The 15375-nt window shown below is 64.3% G+C and carries 14 protein-coding genes and 1 pseudogene; 10 read left to right on the top strand and 5 right to left on the bottom strand.

The features are described 5' to 3' along the window. Window positions 1-271 precede the first annotated feature (271 nt). Window positions 272-376, top strand: a pseudogene (locus P1U75_RS18100) (IS5/IS1182 family transposase); the annotation flags it as partial. 177 nt (window positions 377-553) lie between these two features. Here P1U75_RS18100 and P1U75_RS18095 read toward each other — a convergent pair. Beyond that, window positions 554-1594, bottom strand: a complete 1041-nt coding sequence (locus P1U75_RS18095; protein WP_300245740.1) for an AraC family transcriptional regulator — start codon at window positions 1592-1594, stop codon at window positions 554-556. A gap of 117 nt (window positions 1595-1711) precedes the next feature. Between P1U75_RS18095 and P1U75_RS18090 the strand changes: the two genes are divergently transcribed. From P1U75_RS18090 to repC, 5 genes are all read left to right on the top strand, one after another. Continuing rightward, window positions 1712-3469, top strand: a complete 1758-nt coding sequence (locus P1U75_RS18090; RefSeq protein WP_300245737.1) for an acyl-CoA dehydrogenase — start codon at window positions 1712-1714, stop codon at window positions 3467-3469. A 30-nt stretch (window positions 3470-3499) separates the two neighbouring features. Next, entirely contained in the window at window positions 3500-4306 is an 807-nt protein-coding gene (gene dmdD, locus P1U75_RS18085; RefSeq protein ID WP_300245734.1) for a methylthioacryloyl-CoA hydratase, read from the top strand. A 489-nt stretch (window positions 4307-4795) separates the two neighbouring features. Next, on the top strand, window positions 4796-5971 hold the full coding sequence (repA, locus tag P1U75_RS18080; RefSeq protein ID WP_300245731.1) for a plasmid partitioning protein RepA: 1176 nt from the start codon (window positions 4796-4798) through the stop codon (window positions 5969-5971). Continuing rightward, window positions 5971-6966: a plasmid partitioning protein RepB gene (gene repB, locus P1U75_RS18075; protein WP_300245728.1), complete on the top strand. Its 996-nt coding sequence runs from the start codon at window positions 5971-5973 to the stop codon at window positions 6964-6966. Before repA ends, repB begins: the two co-directional genes overlap by 1 nt. 178 nt (window positions 6967-7144) lie before the next feature. Next, a complete protein-coding gene (gene repC / locus P1U75_RS18070) occupies window positions 7145-8314 on the top strand; it encodes a plasmid replication protein RepC (RefSeq protein ID WP_300245725.1) in 1170 nt (389 codons plus the stop codon). Window positions 8315-8463: 149 nt separating this feature from the next. Here the strand turns inward: repC and P1U75_RS18065 are convergent, their stop codons facing one another. Continuing rightward, the gene (locus P1U75_RS18065) at window positions 8464-9510 is read right to left on the bottom strand and encodes a site-specific integrase (RefSeq protein WP_300245722.1); all 1047 of its coding nucleotides are present in this window, start codon (window positions 9508-9510) and stop codon (window positions 8464-8466) included. Between the two features lie 72 nt (window positions 9511-9582). On the opposite strand from P1U75_RS18065, the gene P1U75_RS18060 reads away from it, so the two are divergent. The 4 genes from P1U75_RS18060 to P1U75_RS18045 all read left to right on the top strand — a co-directional run bounded on the left by P1U75_RS18060 (window position 9583) and on the right by P1U75_RS18045 (window position 11838). Further along, entirely contained in the window at window positions 9583-9822 is a 240-nt protein-coding gene (locus P1U75_RS18060) for a type II toxin-antitoxin system PrlF family antitoxin (protein WP_300245720.1), read from the top strand. After that, on the top strand, window positions 9819-10229 hold the full coding sequence (locus P1U75_RS18055) for a PIN domain-containing protein (RefSeq protein ID WP_300245718.1): 411 nt from the start codon (window positions 9819-9821) through the stop codon (window positions 10227-10229). Before P1U75_RS18060 ends, P1U75_RS18055 begins: the two co-directional genes overlap by 4 nt. A gap of 315 nt (window positions 10230-10544) precedes the next feature. Further along, complete coding sequence (locus tag P1U75_RS18050; RefSeq protein ID WP_300245715.1) at window positions 10545-10781, top strand: WGR domain-containing protein; 237 nt, start codon at window positions 10545-10547, stop codon at window positions 10779-10781. 7 nt (window positions 10782-10788) lie between these two features. Further along, complete coding sequence (locus P1U75_RS18045) at window positions 10789-11838, top strand: helix-turn-helix domain-containing protein (protein ID WP_300245713.1); 1050 nt, start codon at window positions 10789-10791, stop codon at window positions 11836-11838. Between the two features lie 6 nt (window positions 11839-11844). On the opposite strand, the gene P1U75_RS18040 is transcribed toward P1U75_RS18045, so the two are convergent. The 3 genes from P1U75_RS18040 to P1U75_RS18030 form a co-directional block, all read right to left on the bottom strand. Further along, window positions 11845-12867 (bottom strand): GSU2403 family nucleotidyltransferase fold protein, encoded by a 1023-nt coding sequence (locus P1U75_RS18040; RefSeq protein ID WP_300245710.1) that lies wholly within the window; start codon window positions 12865-12867, stop codon window positions 11845-11847. A 1058-nt stretch (window positions 12868-13925) separates the two neighbouring features. Continuing rightward, complete coding sequence (locus P1U75_RS18035) at window positions 13926-15062, bottom strand: FIST N-terminal domain-containing protein (RefSeq protein ID WP_300245709.1); 1137 nt, start codon at window positions 15060-15062, stop codon at window positions 13926-13928. 141 nt (window positions 15063-15203) lie between these two features. Beyond that, a partial coding sequence (locus tag P1U75_RS18030; protein ID WP_300241108.1) for a transposase occupies window positions 15204-15375 on the bottom strand: 172 nt, incomplete at its 5' end.

Here is a 15375-nt window from a genome sequence, read left to right as displayed (position 1 = left end):
AGTTTGGCGCAACAGTCGTGAGACGGGATCGGGAAACCAGTGTGCAACAGAGTGCCCATGAGCACGCGGCTTTGATCTGGATCCGACCTTCGAGCACCATAGGGGCCCTGCGGCATGTGTGCGCCGCATCAGAGGCCGGATACATGTCAGCACCCGGTGACGCGCCAAGATCAGCTTTGAAAATACCTCTTGCGCAAGGGGCGGTTATACATGTTGCGCAAATCGTTCCTGAAGGATTCACAACGCGAATCCATGGGTTTAGAAGGGCTGCATGCGGAAGCCTTTAGCCGCCCGCTACCGCACAACGAACTGGTCCGCTTGCAACGCCGCGCTGCGGAAGCGCGGCTCCCTGTTGATCTGGTTGGACAAGGAGATGATAAGCGCATCGCCTCGAGAGACCCAGACCGCCGAAATCCATATCCGCATCGCACTCATGAACCGCTTCTCGGCACTTGGCACCGCCGAAATTGTTCCTGTGGTCTGACGCATTCGGGGAAAGGGGAAATCACCCCTCAAGCCGCAGGTCTGCAACAACGCCACGGCATGATGCCCCCTACCCTTGCTGGCGGTCGCGGCGGTAGGCGCCGGGGGTCATGCCGGTCCAGCGTTTGAAGGCGCGATGGAAGTTCGCCACCGAGGCAAAGCCGATGTCCTGCGAAACCCCTTCGAGGGTCTTGTCTCCCTGCGTCAGGTCGCGAATGGCAATGTCGCGCCGCAGCCCGTCCTTGATGTCCTGAAACGAGGTGCCCTCGGCCTCCAGCCGCCGCATCAGGGTGCGCGGCGTCAGGTTCAGCGCGCGCGCGGCATCGTCGAGGTGAAACCGCATCCGGTCCGACAGCAACAGCAATTCGCGCAGCCGCAACGGCAGCGCATGTTCGCGGTAGCTGGTGAAGATCCAGTCGCGCGGCGCCCGGATCAGGAATTCCTGCATTTCGGCCTCGCTGCGCGCCACCGGCAGCGCCCCGATCGACCGGTCGAAGCTGATCGACGAACAGGGCTGTGAAAATCGGATCGGGGCCGGAAACAGGATCGGGTAATCCTCGGCAAATCCCGGTCGGGCAAAGACGAAGCCGACCTCGCGCAGCGGCAGCTCGCGCCCCGCCAGCCAGGAGGCGATGCCATGCGCCAGTTTCAGCAGCAGCATTTGGCCGAACCGCTGCGGCACCGCCGCGCCGCGCGGCAGGATCGACAGGCGCAGCTCCTCGCCCTCCCCCTCCAGCGTCAGCCGGTGATCGTCCAGCAGCAGATTCCAGAAGGTGGTGAACCGATACAGCGCCGCCCCCAGCGACGAGGCCCCACGCACCGAAACGCACAGATGCTTGAGCGCGCCAGAGCGCATCGGCCGGCTCCAGAGCCCCATCATCTCGTCCCCGGTGCCGACCGCGACCAGCTGGTACAGGCGAACGATCTGGTCATGCGTCACCCGCGCGCGCGGCTGGCCCTCGGCCGCGGCCAGCCCGGTCTGCTCGAGGAACCCCGTCAGCTGCTGCGGCGGGCAATAGGCCCGGAGCGCGGTAAGCCAGTCCTCGACAAAGGCGAAGGACACGGTGGACAGGACCGGCGGGGTCTGGGCGAGTGTGGGGGCTGAGTTCATGATCCGGTGAGCATCCCCAACTTTGTCACTTTTTGCAAATTTTGCGTCCATTCTGGAGATAGTCGACAAAGTTTCTCCCCACTATATGGCGGTGAAACGCATTCAGGGGGCTGTCCAATGAGCTTCACCGCACCTGTCAGGGATCTGCTTTTCAACATCGAGCATCTGTCCGGCTGGCCCGGAATTTCGAGCCTGCCGCAGCATGACGGGCTCGATCTTTCTGACATCTCGGCGGTGCTGGAGGAATTCGGGCGGTTCTGCGCCGAGGAAATCGCGCCGCTGAACGCCCCCGGCGACCACGCCGCCTCGCGCATCGAGAACGGCAAGGTGATCCTGCCGGAAGGGTTCGCCAAGGCCTATGCCCAGTTCGTCGAGATGGGCTGGCAGGGCCTGCAACACCCCGAGGCGCACGGCGGTCAGGGCCTGCCGCGCGTTGTGGGCGCGGCGGCGACCGAGATCCTGAACGCCGCCAACATGAGCTTTGCTCTCTGCCCGCTGCTGACCGACGGCGCCATCGAGGCGCTGCTGACCGCCGGGTCCGAGGCACAGAAGTCCATCTATCTTGCCCCGCTGGTGTCGGGTCGCTGGACCGGGACGATGAACCTGACCGAACCGCAAGCGGGCAGCGACCTGGCGCTGGTGCGCAGCCGCGCCGAACCCGCCGACGACGGCAGCTATCGCATCACCGGCACCAAGATCTTCATCACCTATGGCGAACACGACATGGCGGAAAACACCGTGCACCTGGTGCTGGCCCGCACGCCCGGCGCCCTGGAGGGCGTCAAGGGGATCAGCCTGTTCGTGGTTCCGAAATACATGGTTCAGGCGGATGGCACCCTTGGCCCCCGCAACGCGGTGCGCTGCGTCTCGGTCGAGCACAAGCTGGGCGTCAAGGCCAGCCCGACCGCCGTGCTGGAGTATGAGGGCGCCACCGGCTTTCTGATCGGCGACGAAAATCGCGGCCTCGACTACATGTTCGTGATGATGAACGCCGCACGCTATGCAGTTGGGCTTCAGGGCATCGCCATCGCCGAGCGCGCCTATCAACAGGCTCTGGCCTATGCCCGGGACCGGGTGCAAAGCCGCCCGGTGGACGGCTCGTCGCGCGGTGCGGTGACGATCATCAACCACCCCGACGTGCGCCGCCTGTTGCTGCGGATGCGGGCGCTGACCGAGGCGGGTCGCGCCATGGCCGCCGCCACCGCCGGTTGGCAGGAACTGGCGCATCAGGGCGACGCCCCCGAGGCGGCCGCGCTGGCCGAGTTCATGGTGCCGCTGGTCAAGGGATTCTGCACCGAGATGGGGGTCGAGGTCGCCTCGATGGGGGTGCAGGTGCATGGCGGCATGGGCTTCATCGAGGAAACCGGCGCCGCCCAGCATTACCGCGACGCCCGCATCCTGCCGATCTACGAGGGCACCACCGCGATCCAGGCCAATGATCTGCTGGGCCGCAAGACCCTGCGCGACGGTGGCGCCACCGCCCGGCGGCTGGCCGCGATGATCGCGGAAACTGAGGCCGAACTGGCAAAGGCAAGCCCTTTCGCACAGGCGGTCGGCACCCGGCTGGCGGCGGCGCGCGGCGCGTTCGAGGCAACAGTCGATCGCCTCTGCAGCATCGGGCGCAGCGACCCCAACGCCGCCTTTGGCGGCAGCGTGCCCTATCTCATGCTGGCCGGAAACCTGATAGCCGGCTGGCAGTTGGCCCGGTCGCTGCTGGTGGCCGAGGCAGCACTGGACCGCGGCGAAGATACCGCGTTTATGGCGGCCAAGATTGCCACCGCGCGCTTTTACGCCGATCACATCCTGCCCGAGACCGAAACCCAGCGCCTGCGCATCACCGAGGGGGCCGAAAGCCTGCTCGCCGGTGTGCTCTGATCGCAGATTCCACACCCGAGAGGACCGAACATGACCGTCGATATCGACATTTCCCGCTATTCCCGCCTTGCCCTCGACCCGCAGGAGGATGGCGTCTGGGTCGTCACCCTGAACCGCCCCGAAAAGCGCAACGCGCTGGATCTGGTAACGGTCGAGGAGATGGTCGAGTTCTTCTCCACCGCCCCCCGCGCGGGGGTCAAGGCGGTGGTGCTGGCCGGTGCCGGCGATCACTTCTGCGCCGGGCTCGACCTGATCGAACACCATGATGCCGACCGCAGCCCGGCCGATTTCATGCACGTCTGCCTGCGCTGGCACGAGGCGTTCAACAAGATGGAATACGGCGGCGTTCCGGTGATCGCGGCGCTGCAGGGCGCGGTTGTCGGCGGCGGGCTGGAACTGGCCAGTTCGGCCCATGTGCGGGTGATGGACCAGACCACCTATTTCGCCCTCCCCGAGGGGCAGCGCGGCCTCTTTACCGGCGGCGGCGCCACTATCCGTGTCTCGGACCTGATCGGCAAGGCGCGGATGATCGACATGATCCTGATGGGCCGCGTCTATCAGGGGCAAGAGGCCGTCGATCTCGGGCTGGCGCAATACATCGTCGAGGGCTCCAGCCTGGACAAGGCGATGGAACTGGCGCGGCGTGCGGCGCAGAACCTGCCGCTGACCAATTTCGCCATCTGCTCGGCGATCAGCCATATGCAGAACATGTCGGCGCTGGACGCGGCCTATGCCGAATCCGTGGTGGCCGGAATCGTCAATACCCAGCCCGACGCACGCGCGCGTCTGGCCGCCTTTGCCGACAAGTCCGCAGCCCGGGTGCGCCCCAACAGCTGATCGGCGCAAGCCAGTCCGCCGGGGCCGAACGCGGGTGCCCGGCGGAAACCGGTACGCGACCGCTGCCGCGCCGTCCTGCCCGCAGGGCTGGGATCGGTCACCTTGCAAGGCGGGTTTTCGGACCGGCCACTGGCGACGATCGGGCCTGCCGGTCAGAGAATCGGCGGGCACCGGCCGGGATCGGCCGCCGGCGATGCGCCGCCCCGGGGGCCGATTCTGCCTGCTGCGCCCCTGCCCCGCCTGAAATCGTGTCCTTGGCCGCCGTCCGACCGAACCGATCACGGCGCCGGGAGGTGAGATAATTTTTCCCTTATTATCATTGCTTTACATCATTTCTTGTGGTGTTGCCCGCGTCCGCCTACAAAATGTGGCATTGTTCCGGCCGGGGGGAACCCGAAAGAGAATGTTGCCAAACCGCCTCCTTCTTGCTTAAAGAAACGGTAAAGAGTGCGCCGACGAAAAACAGCGTTACCAAGTGAGGGCAGAAAATTGGCAGACGCCATCCATATCAACCGCCGCGTGCGGGAGAACGCCGAGAACCTGAGCGCGGCCCTGCAGGAGCACATGCTCAAGGTCTTTGCCCCCGATGCCCGCAAGGAGCTGCGCCGCTTCAGCGCCGGCGAGGCGGCCGAACTTCTGGGTATTTCCACCGGTTTCCTGCGCAAGCTGCATTTCGACAACCGCGTTCCCGACGTTCATACCACGCCCGGCGGACGGCGCCACTACAGTGCCGCCGATCTGATGGATATCCGCCGCGCGCTGGAGGGATCGGCCAAGACCGAAGGCGCCTATCTGCGGGGACGTCGGCCAGGTGACAAGGTGCAGGTGCTCTCCTTTCTCAACTTCAAGGGCGGCTCCGGCAAGACCACCAGTTCGATCCACACCGCGCAGCGCCTCGCGCTCAAGGGATACCGCGTGCTCTGCGTGGATATCGACCCACAAGCGTCTCTAACCACCCTGTTTGGCTACCAACCCGAGTATGATTTCCTCGAGTCCGGCACGATCTATGATGCCATCCAATATGATGACCCCCTGCCCTTTTCGGCGGTGATCCAGAAAACCTTCTTCACCAATATCGACCTCGCCCCCGGCGGCCTTCTGCTGCAGGAATTCGAGCATGAAACGCCACGCGCCCTGATCGACAATATCCAGCCGCCGTTCTTTTCCCGCATGGCCGCCGCCTTGCAGGAGGTCGAGGCGAACTACGACGTCATCATCTTCGATTGTCCGCCGCAACTGGGTTACCTGACGATGTCGGCGCTCTGCGCCTCGACCGGGGTGCTGATCACCGTGGTGCCCAACATGCTCGATATCGCGTCGATGTCGCAGTTCCTGCAGATGAGCGCCGATCTGCTTGACGTGGTCTCGGACGCCGGCGCCAGCATGGAATTCGATTTCCTCCGGTTCCTCATCAACCGGTACGAGCCCAACGACGGCCCGCAACAGCAGGTCGTCGCCTTTCTGCGACAGTTGTTCGGGAACGAGGTGATGGTGGCACCGGTGCTGAAATCCACCGCGATCTCCGATGCCGGCCTGACCCACCAGACCGTCTACGAGGTGGAACGCGTGCAATTCAACCGCGCAACATACGACCGTGCGGTGGATTCCCTGAATCTTGTCAATGACGAGATCGAGTCGTTGCTGCAGAAAGCATGGGGGCGTTGATGGCACGCAAGGGAATTCTTTCAACCGGAACGAAAAGCAGCAAACCGGCCACCGGCGAAACGGAGAAACCGGAGCGGCCACGGACGGCGGCCAAGGCCCCGTCGATGCCGCGTGGCGCCGTCGGGGCGCTGCAATCCTCGCTGTCGAAACTGCAGGAAAACGCGGTGCAGGAGATCGACGCCGCGCTGATCGACGATGCCGGCTTCGAAGACCGGCTCGGCCATGATTCCCAGGCCTTCGCGCAGCTCAAGGAAAGCCTTGCCACCTATGGCCAGCAGGTTCCTTTGCTGCTGCGCCCGCATGGCAGCAAGCCCGGACGCTATGAAATCGTCTATGGACGCCGGCGGATGAAGGCCCTGCGCGAACTGGGCCTGCCGGTCAAGGCGATGGTCCGGCAGCTGGACGATCATGCGCTTGTCATGGCGCAGGGGCAGGAAAACACCTCGCGTCAGGATCTGTCCTTCATCGAAAAGGCCAGCTTTGCCGCGCAATTGCAGGAGGCCGGGTATGACCGGCCGACAATCGCCGCGGCGCTGTCCATCGACCAGCCGATGCTCAGCCGGATGCTCACCGCGGGCACCGCCTTTGACCTGGAGTTCCTGCGCCAGATCGGCTCGGCCCCCGGCATCGGGCGCGACCGCTGGCTCGCCCTGGCCAAATTGTTCCGCGTCCCGGGCGCCCAAAACCGCGCCGACGCCTTCATGAACACGCCGGAATTCATCGTGCTGGATTCCGATGCGAGGTTCGAGGCCGTGTACGAGCGGGCCGCGCGCAAACCGGAAACCAAGGCCAAGCCCCCTGCCCCGGCCAAGCCGCGCACCCTGCGCACGCCGGAAGGCAAGGCACTGGCCGACATCCGCACCAACGCGCGCGGCGTCACGCTGAACGTTCCCGCCCGCACGGCCGAGGGGTTCGATCTCTGGCTGAACGATCACGCCGAGGCATTGATAAACGAACTTCACGCGCGCTGGAAAAACGGGCGCGCGGAAGACTGAGAGCAGCAAAAAAAACAAGGAGGCACGACAGCAGGACCACAAATAGAAAAGCCCCCCAGGAGCATTCCCGGAAGGCCCTTCTCATTCTTCGCACCTTTGAGATAACTTCCCTTCCCCGATCCTGTCAACTCCACCACGCGGCTGGGGGTATGGATTTGTTGTCTTTCGTGAAAATTTCATGCACCACACGTCCCGAGATCAATTCGGGCGGCCGAAGACGGCTGCCTTGGCGGACCGGTCCGGCACCGCCCCCACGAAATGGGAGCTTCTGACCGCCTTGACCGACGCGGCGGAAGATTTCGACCTCAGCCATCGCACGTTGAACGTGCTGCGGGCCTTGATAACCTTTCTCCCCGGAACCGAGATCCCGCAAGACAGCTGCGCCGCGACGGTGTTTCCGGCCAACCGCACCCTCTCGGCCCGACTGAACGGCATGCCCGAAAGCACGCTGCGCCGGCACCTGTCGCGCCTCGTGGCCCTGGGGATTGTCAGCCGGCATGACAGCCCCAACCGCAAACGCTATGCCCGCAAGACAGGGCAGGGCATCGCGCTGGCCTTCGGGTTCGATCTGTCGCCGCTGGCACGGCATGCGGCCCATGTCCTCACCGCCGCGCAACATGCGGCGGAACGGCGCCAGCAGTTGCGCCTTTTGCGGGACAAGGTGGCACGGCTGCGCCAGGATCTGCTCGAGCACGCTGAAGACAATCCACCCCTCCCTCTTCTTGAAGAGGCCCGCCTGGTCCTGCGGCGCAAGCCCAAGGAACAGGCGCTGACCCGTCTCCGGAACGCCTTGAGCGCGGAACTCCGCAAACACGCACCTGTGGAAACCTCCACGATTCCGGTCTTTGCCAGCCGTCAACTGAGCGCCACCGACAGCCAGAATGAGCGGCACATACAGGATTCAGATAAACCTGTTTCTGACTCTGAACTCGCCAGCTGCCAGCCGATAGCTGAGCCTGCCGGCGGAATCCCCCTACCCCCATGTGAAAATGCTGAGAAACGCAAAGATCCAAGTCTGCCAGAGGTTCTCGACGCCTGTTCTGAACTGAGGTCCTTTTTCCCCGATCCGATTCGCAACTGGCCAGCAATGGTCGAAACAGCTAATCGGGTCGCGCTGATGTTGAATATCGATCAGCCCGTCATGCAGGAGGCCGCGCGAAAGATGGGCGTGCGACAAGCCGCGCTCGCGGTGATTTGCATCCTGGAGCGGAATGCAAGCATTCGCCGCCCCGGTGCTTACCTCCGACGGTTGGCACAGAAGGCGGACGCGGGTAAATTCTCGATCCTTCCGATGCTGAATGCCTTAATACATCGTGATCCGCCGGTAAATTGTCAGCTGGCAACTTAAAAAAGAGCAGAAAAACAATGGCTTGTGAAATTGTCAGCCGTCCGTCTTCGCGCCCTTGGGTCTTTTCCCTGGCCGGGCTGGCCAAAACCGCCCGTCACCCGCGAAACCCGCCCGGCGCGACGGCAAAGGGCAGGGGCCCCCGTCCCCCCTCACTCCAAGAGATCGGTTGCCGGGTTATCGGCGATGTCGACGTCGTCGTAATAGCGCTGTGCCTGGGCCATCGAGCGGTGCAGCGACAGGCGCATGGCGGCCTGTACCGGGGCGCCGTCGAGCGCGGCCTGGGTCAGGAAGCCGGAGCGCAGCCCGTGCGGGCTGGCCATTTCCGGCGGAAGTCCGGCCAGTTCCAGCCGCCGCTTGACGATCTGGTAGATACCGTCGGGCGACAACCGGCGGGGCAGGGGGCGCCCGGATTTGCTGATCGGCCGGAACAGCGGGCCGTCCGCGATCTCCGCCGCCGCGATCCAGCGCGCGACAGCGCGGGCCGCGCGTCCCTTGAGCACCAGTCTTGGCGTCATGTCCCGGCCCGTGGTCTTGGTCTCCAGCAGGTGGATCCAGATCAGCCCCTTGTCCTCGAACTCCTCCAGCGACAGATCCTCGCGGCGAAGCCCCGAGAGTTCGGATCGGCGCCGGCCGCCGCTGGCCCAGCCCAGCATCAGCACCGCCCGGTCGCGCAGGCCGCGCAGGTCGCGGTCGCAACTCGCCAGCATCTGTTCGAGCACGTCGCGGATGATCGGCTTGTTGGATTTCGGCGCTCGGGGCCGGGCGGCGGCGCGGCGCGCCTTGGCGCGGGCCTGACGCAGCATCGGTGCTTCGAAGGGCGAGGGCAGGTTCTTCATCCGGTGAAACGCCCGCCAGGAGGCGATGCGGCGGTCCAGCGTCGCCGGGGCCGGGCAGGCGAGCGACTTGCGCAGCCCGGCATCGATCAGCGCCTCCGCGGCGATGCGGGCGCTGTCCGCCGGCGCCGCCGCGCCGAGGTCGCGGGCATGGTCGAGGATGAACCGCAGCGCCACCTCCTCGCGCTCGGGCCAAACCGGCCCGGAGCCGACCGCCACCTCGCGCCAGAGGGTGATGTAGAGCAGATCCCGCTCATAGGCGCGCAAGGTGTTCACCGGCGTGCCGCGCACGTAGAGATCGGTGAGCGCCGCCTGGTCGGCGTCGCTCAACTGGCTGTGGACCGGGGCGGGCAGGGGGGTCATAAACACGCCTTGAAAATGTAAGGGGAAAGTGTTATTTGTAATGCACATACTTGTTTTGAATTGGGGTGTGTGATGCAAGAGTCGACCGTGACGATAAAGGGCCAGACCACCCTGCCAAAGGATGTCCGGCAGGCGCTGAATCTGCGCCCGGGAGATAAACTGCGATACCTGATCCTGGATGGCGGTGAGGTCCGGATCTTGCGCAGCCAGCCCGTGATGGCCCTGGCGGGTCTTCTGAAGGACCGGGTCGGAAAAGCCGTCACGCTGGAGGAAATGGACGAAGCGATTGCGCGTGGAGCCCTGGATCGGTGATCGGGCTGGATACCAACGTCTTGGCCCGGGTCCTGATGCAGGATGACGATGCACAGGCGGCGTTGGCAACCGGCCTGCTGGCTGGCCTGACAGAGGCCAGTCCCGGTTTTGTCTGCCGCGAGGTTCTGGTCGAATTGGTCTGGGTCATGGAGCGGGCGTATGATTTGCCGCGCGATGCGGTCGCCGAGGCGCTGACCGGCTTGCTTGAATCCCGGGAACTCGTCATCGAGGCGGCGGATCGGGTCGGGATCGCAGTTGATCGCTACCGAAAGGGCGGGGCTGGATTTGCCGATCAGATGGTGGCCCTGGCAGGTTTGACGCAGGGCTGCACCGAGACGGCGACCTTCGATCGCAAGGCCGGAAGTCTTCCCGGCACGCGGTGTCTCGGGTCGAAGACTGCGGGATGATCGGAAGGGCAGGGGGGTCATGCGTCCCCTCCGCCCGCATGGGTCCGAGACCCAAGCGCCATGTCCCGGGGCGGGCGCTGAAGGTCGGCATCTCGGCCTGGCTGGCGCAACAGGCGGGTGTGATCGATCTGTGACATGGTAGAGATTCTGCGCGTTTTCGAGCTGTTTCGCAACAGCCGTGATAATGGCACCTTATCGGGAGTAATGGGGAAGACCCGAAACACCCCATTGTACTGCGCAATACAGATATATTTTGCACATCACGTGGCACATGTGGCAATATAGATGCAACGAAAAAGGCAACCAGGCAGCCAGATGATCCGGCATTTCGAACGGCATGTGCCCGAGGACAACATCGCCCGGTTCTACCGGCTCGAGGTTCTGCCCACCCTGTTCGGGGACTGGGCGGTGCAGCGGACCTGGGGGCGGATCGGCACTTTCGGCCGGATCCGGTCGGAGCGTTTCGCCAGCCTGGACGCCGCCCGGGCCGCGGCCCGGACGCTGGCGAAGGCCAGGCGCCGCCGCGGTTACGTGAGGCTGACAGGGAAATGATCGGGCGATGATCGGCCGCAGTGCGATCCCCGACCCGGAGGACCTCGAGGAGGCGGAGACGCCCGAAGAGGACCTGTGGTTCCTGCCCGGTCCCGACCCGGAGGAGGACCTGCCACCGGGTGCCGCGCCGGAGCCCAGGGCTCCAAGTGTCCCGTTGTTCGACCCGGCGCCCTGGGCTGCGGCGCAGGCCGGGCTGGCCGTGGAGCTTGCCGAGGTGGCGCAACTCTTCGGCGCGCTGGACCAGCGGCTGCGGCTGGCCCCCGAAGGCTGGCGGCAACGGCTGGCGCTGCGCGAGGTCTCGGATCTCAGCTGGTGGGCTGGCGACCGGCTCGGCGCGGAGCGGATCGCGCTCTGGGTCACCCTGCGCACCGGCTCGACCGAGGATACCGAACGCGCCCTGGCGCGGGCCGGCTGGGCGATGCGGCGGCTGACCGCCGGACCGGTGGAGGACCTGGCGGGGTTCCTCGGCCGGACCCGGATCGACTCCGCGCCCGGCGGCGGTGCCGAGGATGCGCTGGCAGACCTGGAGGAGGTGCGGGCGGACGGGCAGGGGCTGCACCCGATCGTTGCCGCGGCGCGGTTGTTTCACGCCTGGCGGGCGTTGGGACCGGCCGGCGCAGTCGATCTGGAGGCCGCCGTGCTGGCTGCCTGTCACGCCGGCGCGATGGCGCGGGTGCCGGGGCAGGGGGCCTTGTTCCTGCCGCTGGCGCAGACCGGCTTCGAGGCGCTGCGCGGGCAGGGGGCGCCCCGGGCGAGGCTCGCCGCCTGGCTGCGCGGGGCCGGACGGGCGACGCTGGCCGCCCTGCTGCACCTCGACCGCGTCGACCTCTGGCGGGCGCGCGCCGAGGTGGAAATCGCCGATCTCTCCGGCCGCACCCCGCCGGCGCTGATCGCCCTGCTCGCCGCCTGGCCGCAGGTCTCCGCGCCCCTGGCCGAGATGGAGACCGGCGCCTCCCGCGCCGCCGTCCAGCGCAACCTCGACCGGCTCGCCGCGCGCGGGCTGATCCGAGAGATCACCGGCCAGGGGCGCTACAGGGTCTGGGCGGCGCGGCTGTAGCGGGGCTCAAACACCAAGATCGGCCAACCGCGCGGATGTTTCTGGCATGCGCGCCAGGCTGGCCGTGATCCGCGCCCGCCAGCGCGGCCCGCGCGACACTGCATCCTCATAGGCAATGGCCAATTCGTCGGGACGGTCCTCTGACAGCACTGCAATCAGAAAGGCCGCCTGCGCCCGGTCCTTGCGGGATTTCAACCGCTCCGCCCCACCGTGGCGCCGATCCGCGACGATCAGTTTGTGAATGGCGAAACATTCTGGACGCGGAATCTGAATCAGGACCCCGGCGCGATACAGCGCCACCGCGTGGATCGGCTCGGCGATCAGGAAATTGAGATAATGCAGCGCCTGGGCGCTGACCCCCAGCGCCGGCAGCGGTCGCACGTCCTCTGCCCCGAATGCCGGGGTAACGAATTCGACAATCGATTCCGAATGGCTTTGCCGCCATTTCCAGACCTGCCGATCGAAGACGCCGGGAACCGGTTCGAATTTCAAAGAGGCCAGGATCTCGGAGGGGTCTTCCTCCACGCGATCCTGAAACGCGATGGACAGGCGCTCGAAACTGGCCAGATCGATGTCGCCGGTCCGGGCAAATTCCTCGTAATCCATCCGGACCCCGAGATCACCTTGATACAGCCCATAGGCCGTGGTGCCGACCAAAGTGCCGCCCAGCCGGAACATCCCCGCCCGCGCGAAGGCGAACAGCAACGAACCGGTGGCCCGATCCATCGCGGTGAATCCTTCTGCCCGCAGGATCGCCGCCAGCTTTGACATGCGCTTTTGCCGCTCCGTTTGACCGGCTTTGAGCTTTGCCGCCCGCTGCAACCGCGCTTGCAGCTCTGGCGTGTCCTCGCCGAGGTACCGGCTTTTCATCTCGGCCCCGATCCGGAAGCGGTCATAGAGATAGGTTCGCCCGTTGCGCTGGCGCGCCTCGATTGATCCGATCACCCCCGAAACATGCTCGTCCAGATGCAGGCGTAACAGGTCCTGGTACGCCACCACGGCGGACCGGCTATGTTCGGCAATATTCATGTCGAGGTTGCTCTCGGTTGAGTGCGGCAATGGGAAATTTTGATGCACACAATTTTATGCCGAAAGCCGGCGTGTGCAACAGAAAATAAATTGATGCACATGAGGGTGTCCCTTTCCAGATCGATCACCAGGTCCTTTGCCACGAGCCGTGTGCCAGGCGCCGCGGGGATCGCGGTTCCCACTGTTTTCCGGTTCGATGGGCAGTGGCAGGGCGCCAAGGTCAGCCTCTTGTCCAATGATGATCGCGACAACGCTTGACGGTTGATCACTGGCCGGAGCCCGGCATTGCTATGATGTCGACGATGACGCGATATCGGCCATCCGCATCCCCCGCTCCAATCGATGGAGGCCCCGCGATAGCCGCGGGATCCGTGGCGCCATCGGCATCCGGTGCAGCAGTGCAAAATTTTCTCACCCGGCCATTGTGCAAGTGCAGCATCGCTCCAATCACCAGTCGCGTGATCGGTTCTCTCCGCCTCCCTGGGCCGTCCGGTATAATCGGCGGCCTCCGGGAGGAGGGGGATGCCGCCGCTTTCTTTTTCGGTATTTGAGGGCGTGGCGCCGATCCGTTCCTGCACCGGCCCGCATGAAATCGGACAGGGCGGGAACCATTTTTCGTTCCCGCCCGTCGCCGAAACACCCGGACGATCAGCGCCCACCGGATGGAAGTCGTTGACGCCTGGAAGACGGCGTCCGGCACCGTTTCAAGCGCCCTGAACGCCCGGGAAACCGATACTCTTACGTGGGCGCGACAACGCCTTCAGGCCGATGTCGTCCGCGTGCATCTGATGGCTTGATAAGCTTATCCATGACAGGCTTTGTGCGCTTATTCAGGTTCTTCGGGATTGACGTGAACCGGCTGACGCGCACAGCCAATGATGTCACGTGTCTTGCCTAGCCACTGTTCGAACGCATTAAACCACCCGCTCAATGTCCAAACCGGCGGCGGTGGGCGACGTCATCCTGACGGAATTAGATACTGAAGTGCGCGCGGCCCACGACTGCGACATACAACTTCTTATGACGACGAGCGCAAGGCCAGACGAATTGTCAGCCCGTCACAGGGGAGGATAGATCGCCACGCCAGTCATCGTGTGATTAACATGCAAGGAGTCTATCTGTTCGCCGAGGGTATTGAATCCGACGACATCATTTTTTGACAGGATTTCCGACACCGACCTGATTGCTTGCCTGTCGGTGACTTCGACCCTGCGCCAAAGGCAATCACACGCGAGAATAACGTCCGGTTTAGCCGGTGCCGCAAGATCGGCCAGCTTTTGCCTGAGATGGCTTTCGATGTCCCCGGCTTCGGTAAGGTGCAACACTAGCCCCACATCAATCGCAGATGCAAACTCGAGCGTGCCATTTTCGCCACCGCGCAGGATGCCCCTGACATGGTGCGTATCGCCGACTCGGACCAGCAGGGGGTGGGATGCGAAGGTATTGATGCTTACCATTTCCGGTGCGATACCCAAGGCTAGGGCATATTCATCCAGCGCTGGTTCGGCGTTGATCTCGGATACAATTCGCAACTCGGGATCGGCCTTGGTCACCACCATGCAATTATCGGCAGAGGAAAAATGATCAAGACAGAACACCTTGACGCCACAGCAAGTGCGCACCACCGAAATGACTGCCGCGTTTTCCCGGATACAGCCGTTATGTGCCACCCAGGTTTGTTCAAAACCGTTACCGTCTCCGGCCGATCCGCCAAACAGAGGCATGCCGCCCAGCCCAGGGGCCAGGGCCTTCAGCAGAGCCTCTTCACGCATCGACAGCCCGTCGATCATCGTAAAGGCAAATTCGCCTCCCCAGGAAGGATTCTGCGCGGCCATGTCGTGACGATCCCGGATGAAACGCCCGATCATTTCTTCCTGACCGGTATGTTGCAGGTCCTCAACGAAGATTGTTCTGACGTCGAAATGCGAGGCGGGTAGCCCGATGGCCACGATACTGCCTTCGGCATAGCCACCGGGTGCAATTTCACCGGCAGTCGTGCACGCGCTTACCGGGGTGTCGCCGAATTCGCACTGCGCCGCAGCAACGATTCCGGTAAAATCCGCCTGGCCTGAGACAAGAAGAAAGACCGCTGCGAAGGGCTCGTCCCCCAGCGTTTGACGCAGACCCGCAACCGCGTCGGGCCGGGCAACTTCAGCATGGGCGCGACAAACAATGTTGGTCTTGCGTTGTGGCATGGACGGCGTGCTCAAAGCGCCTTGCATCATTTCCTCCACTCGCGAAGCCCAAGACTACCCTTGATGGTAACATAGTGGCAAGACTTCGGGTGGTCACGTCCGTCAAGCTGGTGTAATTTCCCGGATGGCCTGAGGTCATGATCAGGCGGCTTTCGTAGTTATGCTGAGAATAGGGTCGATCTCCTCCTTGTCGATCTGGGCGAAGGCCTCGACCATCATATAGCGGCTCGAGGTCTGCCATTCGTCGTTCTGCTCGAACAGCACCGCCCCGATGAGGCGCATGATGGAAGCTTCATTCGGGAAGATCCCGACG

This window comes from Antarcticimicrobium sp. (assembly GCF_029212575.1).
In the GTDB taxonomy this organism is placed as follows: Bacteria; Pseudomonadota; Alphaproteobacteria; order Rhodobacterales; family Rhodobacteraceae; genus Antarcticimicrobium.
Note: the sequence above shows the minus strand (reverse complement) of the source record. Positions and strands in the feature narration are given on the sequence as shown.

Bases quoted from the DNA above. Each gene is read 5' to 3' on its own strand.
- P1U75_RS18060 (WP_300245720.1), top strand. From the start codon at position 9,583: ATGCAAGAGTCGACCGTGACGATAAAGGGCCAGACCACCCTGCCAAAG.
- P1U75_RS18045 (WP_300245713.1), top strand. From the start codon at position 10,789: ATGATCGGCCGCAGTGCGATCCCCGACCCGGAGGACCTCGAGGAGGCG.
- dmdD (WP_300245734.1), top strand. From the start codon at position 3,500: ATGACCGTCGATATCGACATTTCCCGCTATTCCCGCCTTGCCCTCGAC.
- P1U75_RS18090 (WP_300245737.1), top strand. From the start codon at position 1,712: ATGAGCTTCACCGCACCTGTCAGGGATCTGCTTTTCAACATCGAGCAT.
- repB (WP_300245728.1), top strand. From the start codon at position 5,971: ATGGCACGCAAGGGAATTCTTTCAACCGGAACGAAAAGCAGCAAACCG.
- P1U75_RS18035 (WP_300245709.1), bottom strand. From the start codon at position 15,062: ATGCCACAACGCAAGACCAACATTGTTTGTCGCGCCCATGCTGAAGTT.
- P1U75_RS18040 (WP_300245710.1), bottom strand. From the start codon at position 12,867: ATGAATATTGCCGAACATAGCCGGTCCGCCGTGGTGGCGTACCAGGAC.
- P1U75_RS18050 (WP_300245715.1), top strand. From the start codon at position 10,545: ATGATCCGGCATTTCGAACGGCATGTGCCCGAGGACAACATCGCCCGG.
- repC (WP_300245725.1), top strand. From the start codon at position 7,145: ATGCACCACACGTCCCGAGATCAATTCGGGCGGCCGAAGACGGCTGCC.
- P1U75_RS18065 (WP_300245722.1), bottom strand. From the start codon at position 9,510: ATGACCCCCCTGCCCGCCCCGGTCCACAGCCAGTTGAGCGACGCCGAC.
- P1U75_RS18095 (WP_300245740.1), bottom strand. From the start codon at position 1,594: ATGAACTCAGCCCCCACACTCGCCCAGACCCCGCCGGTCCTGTCCACC.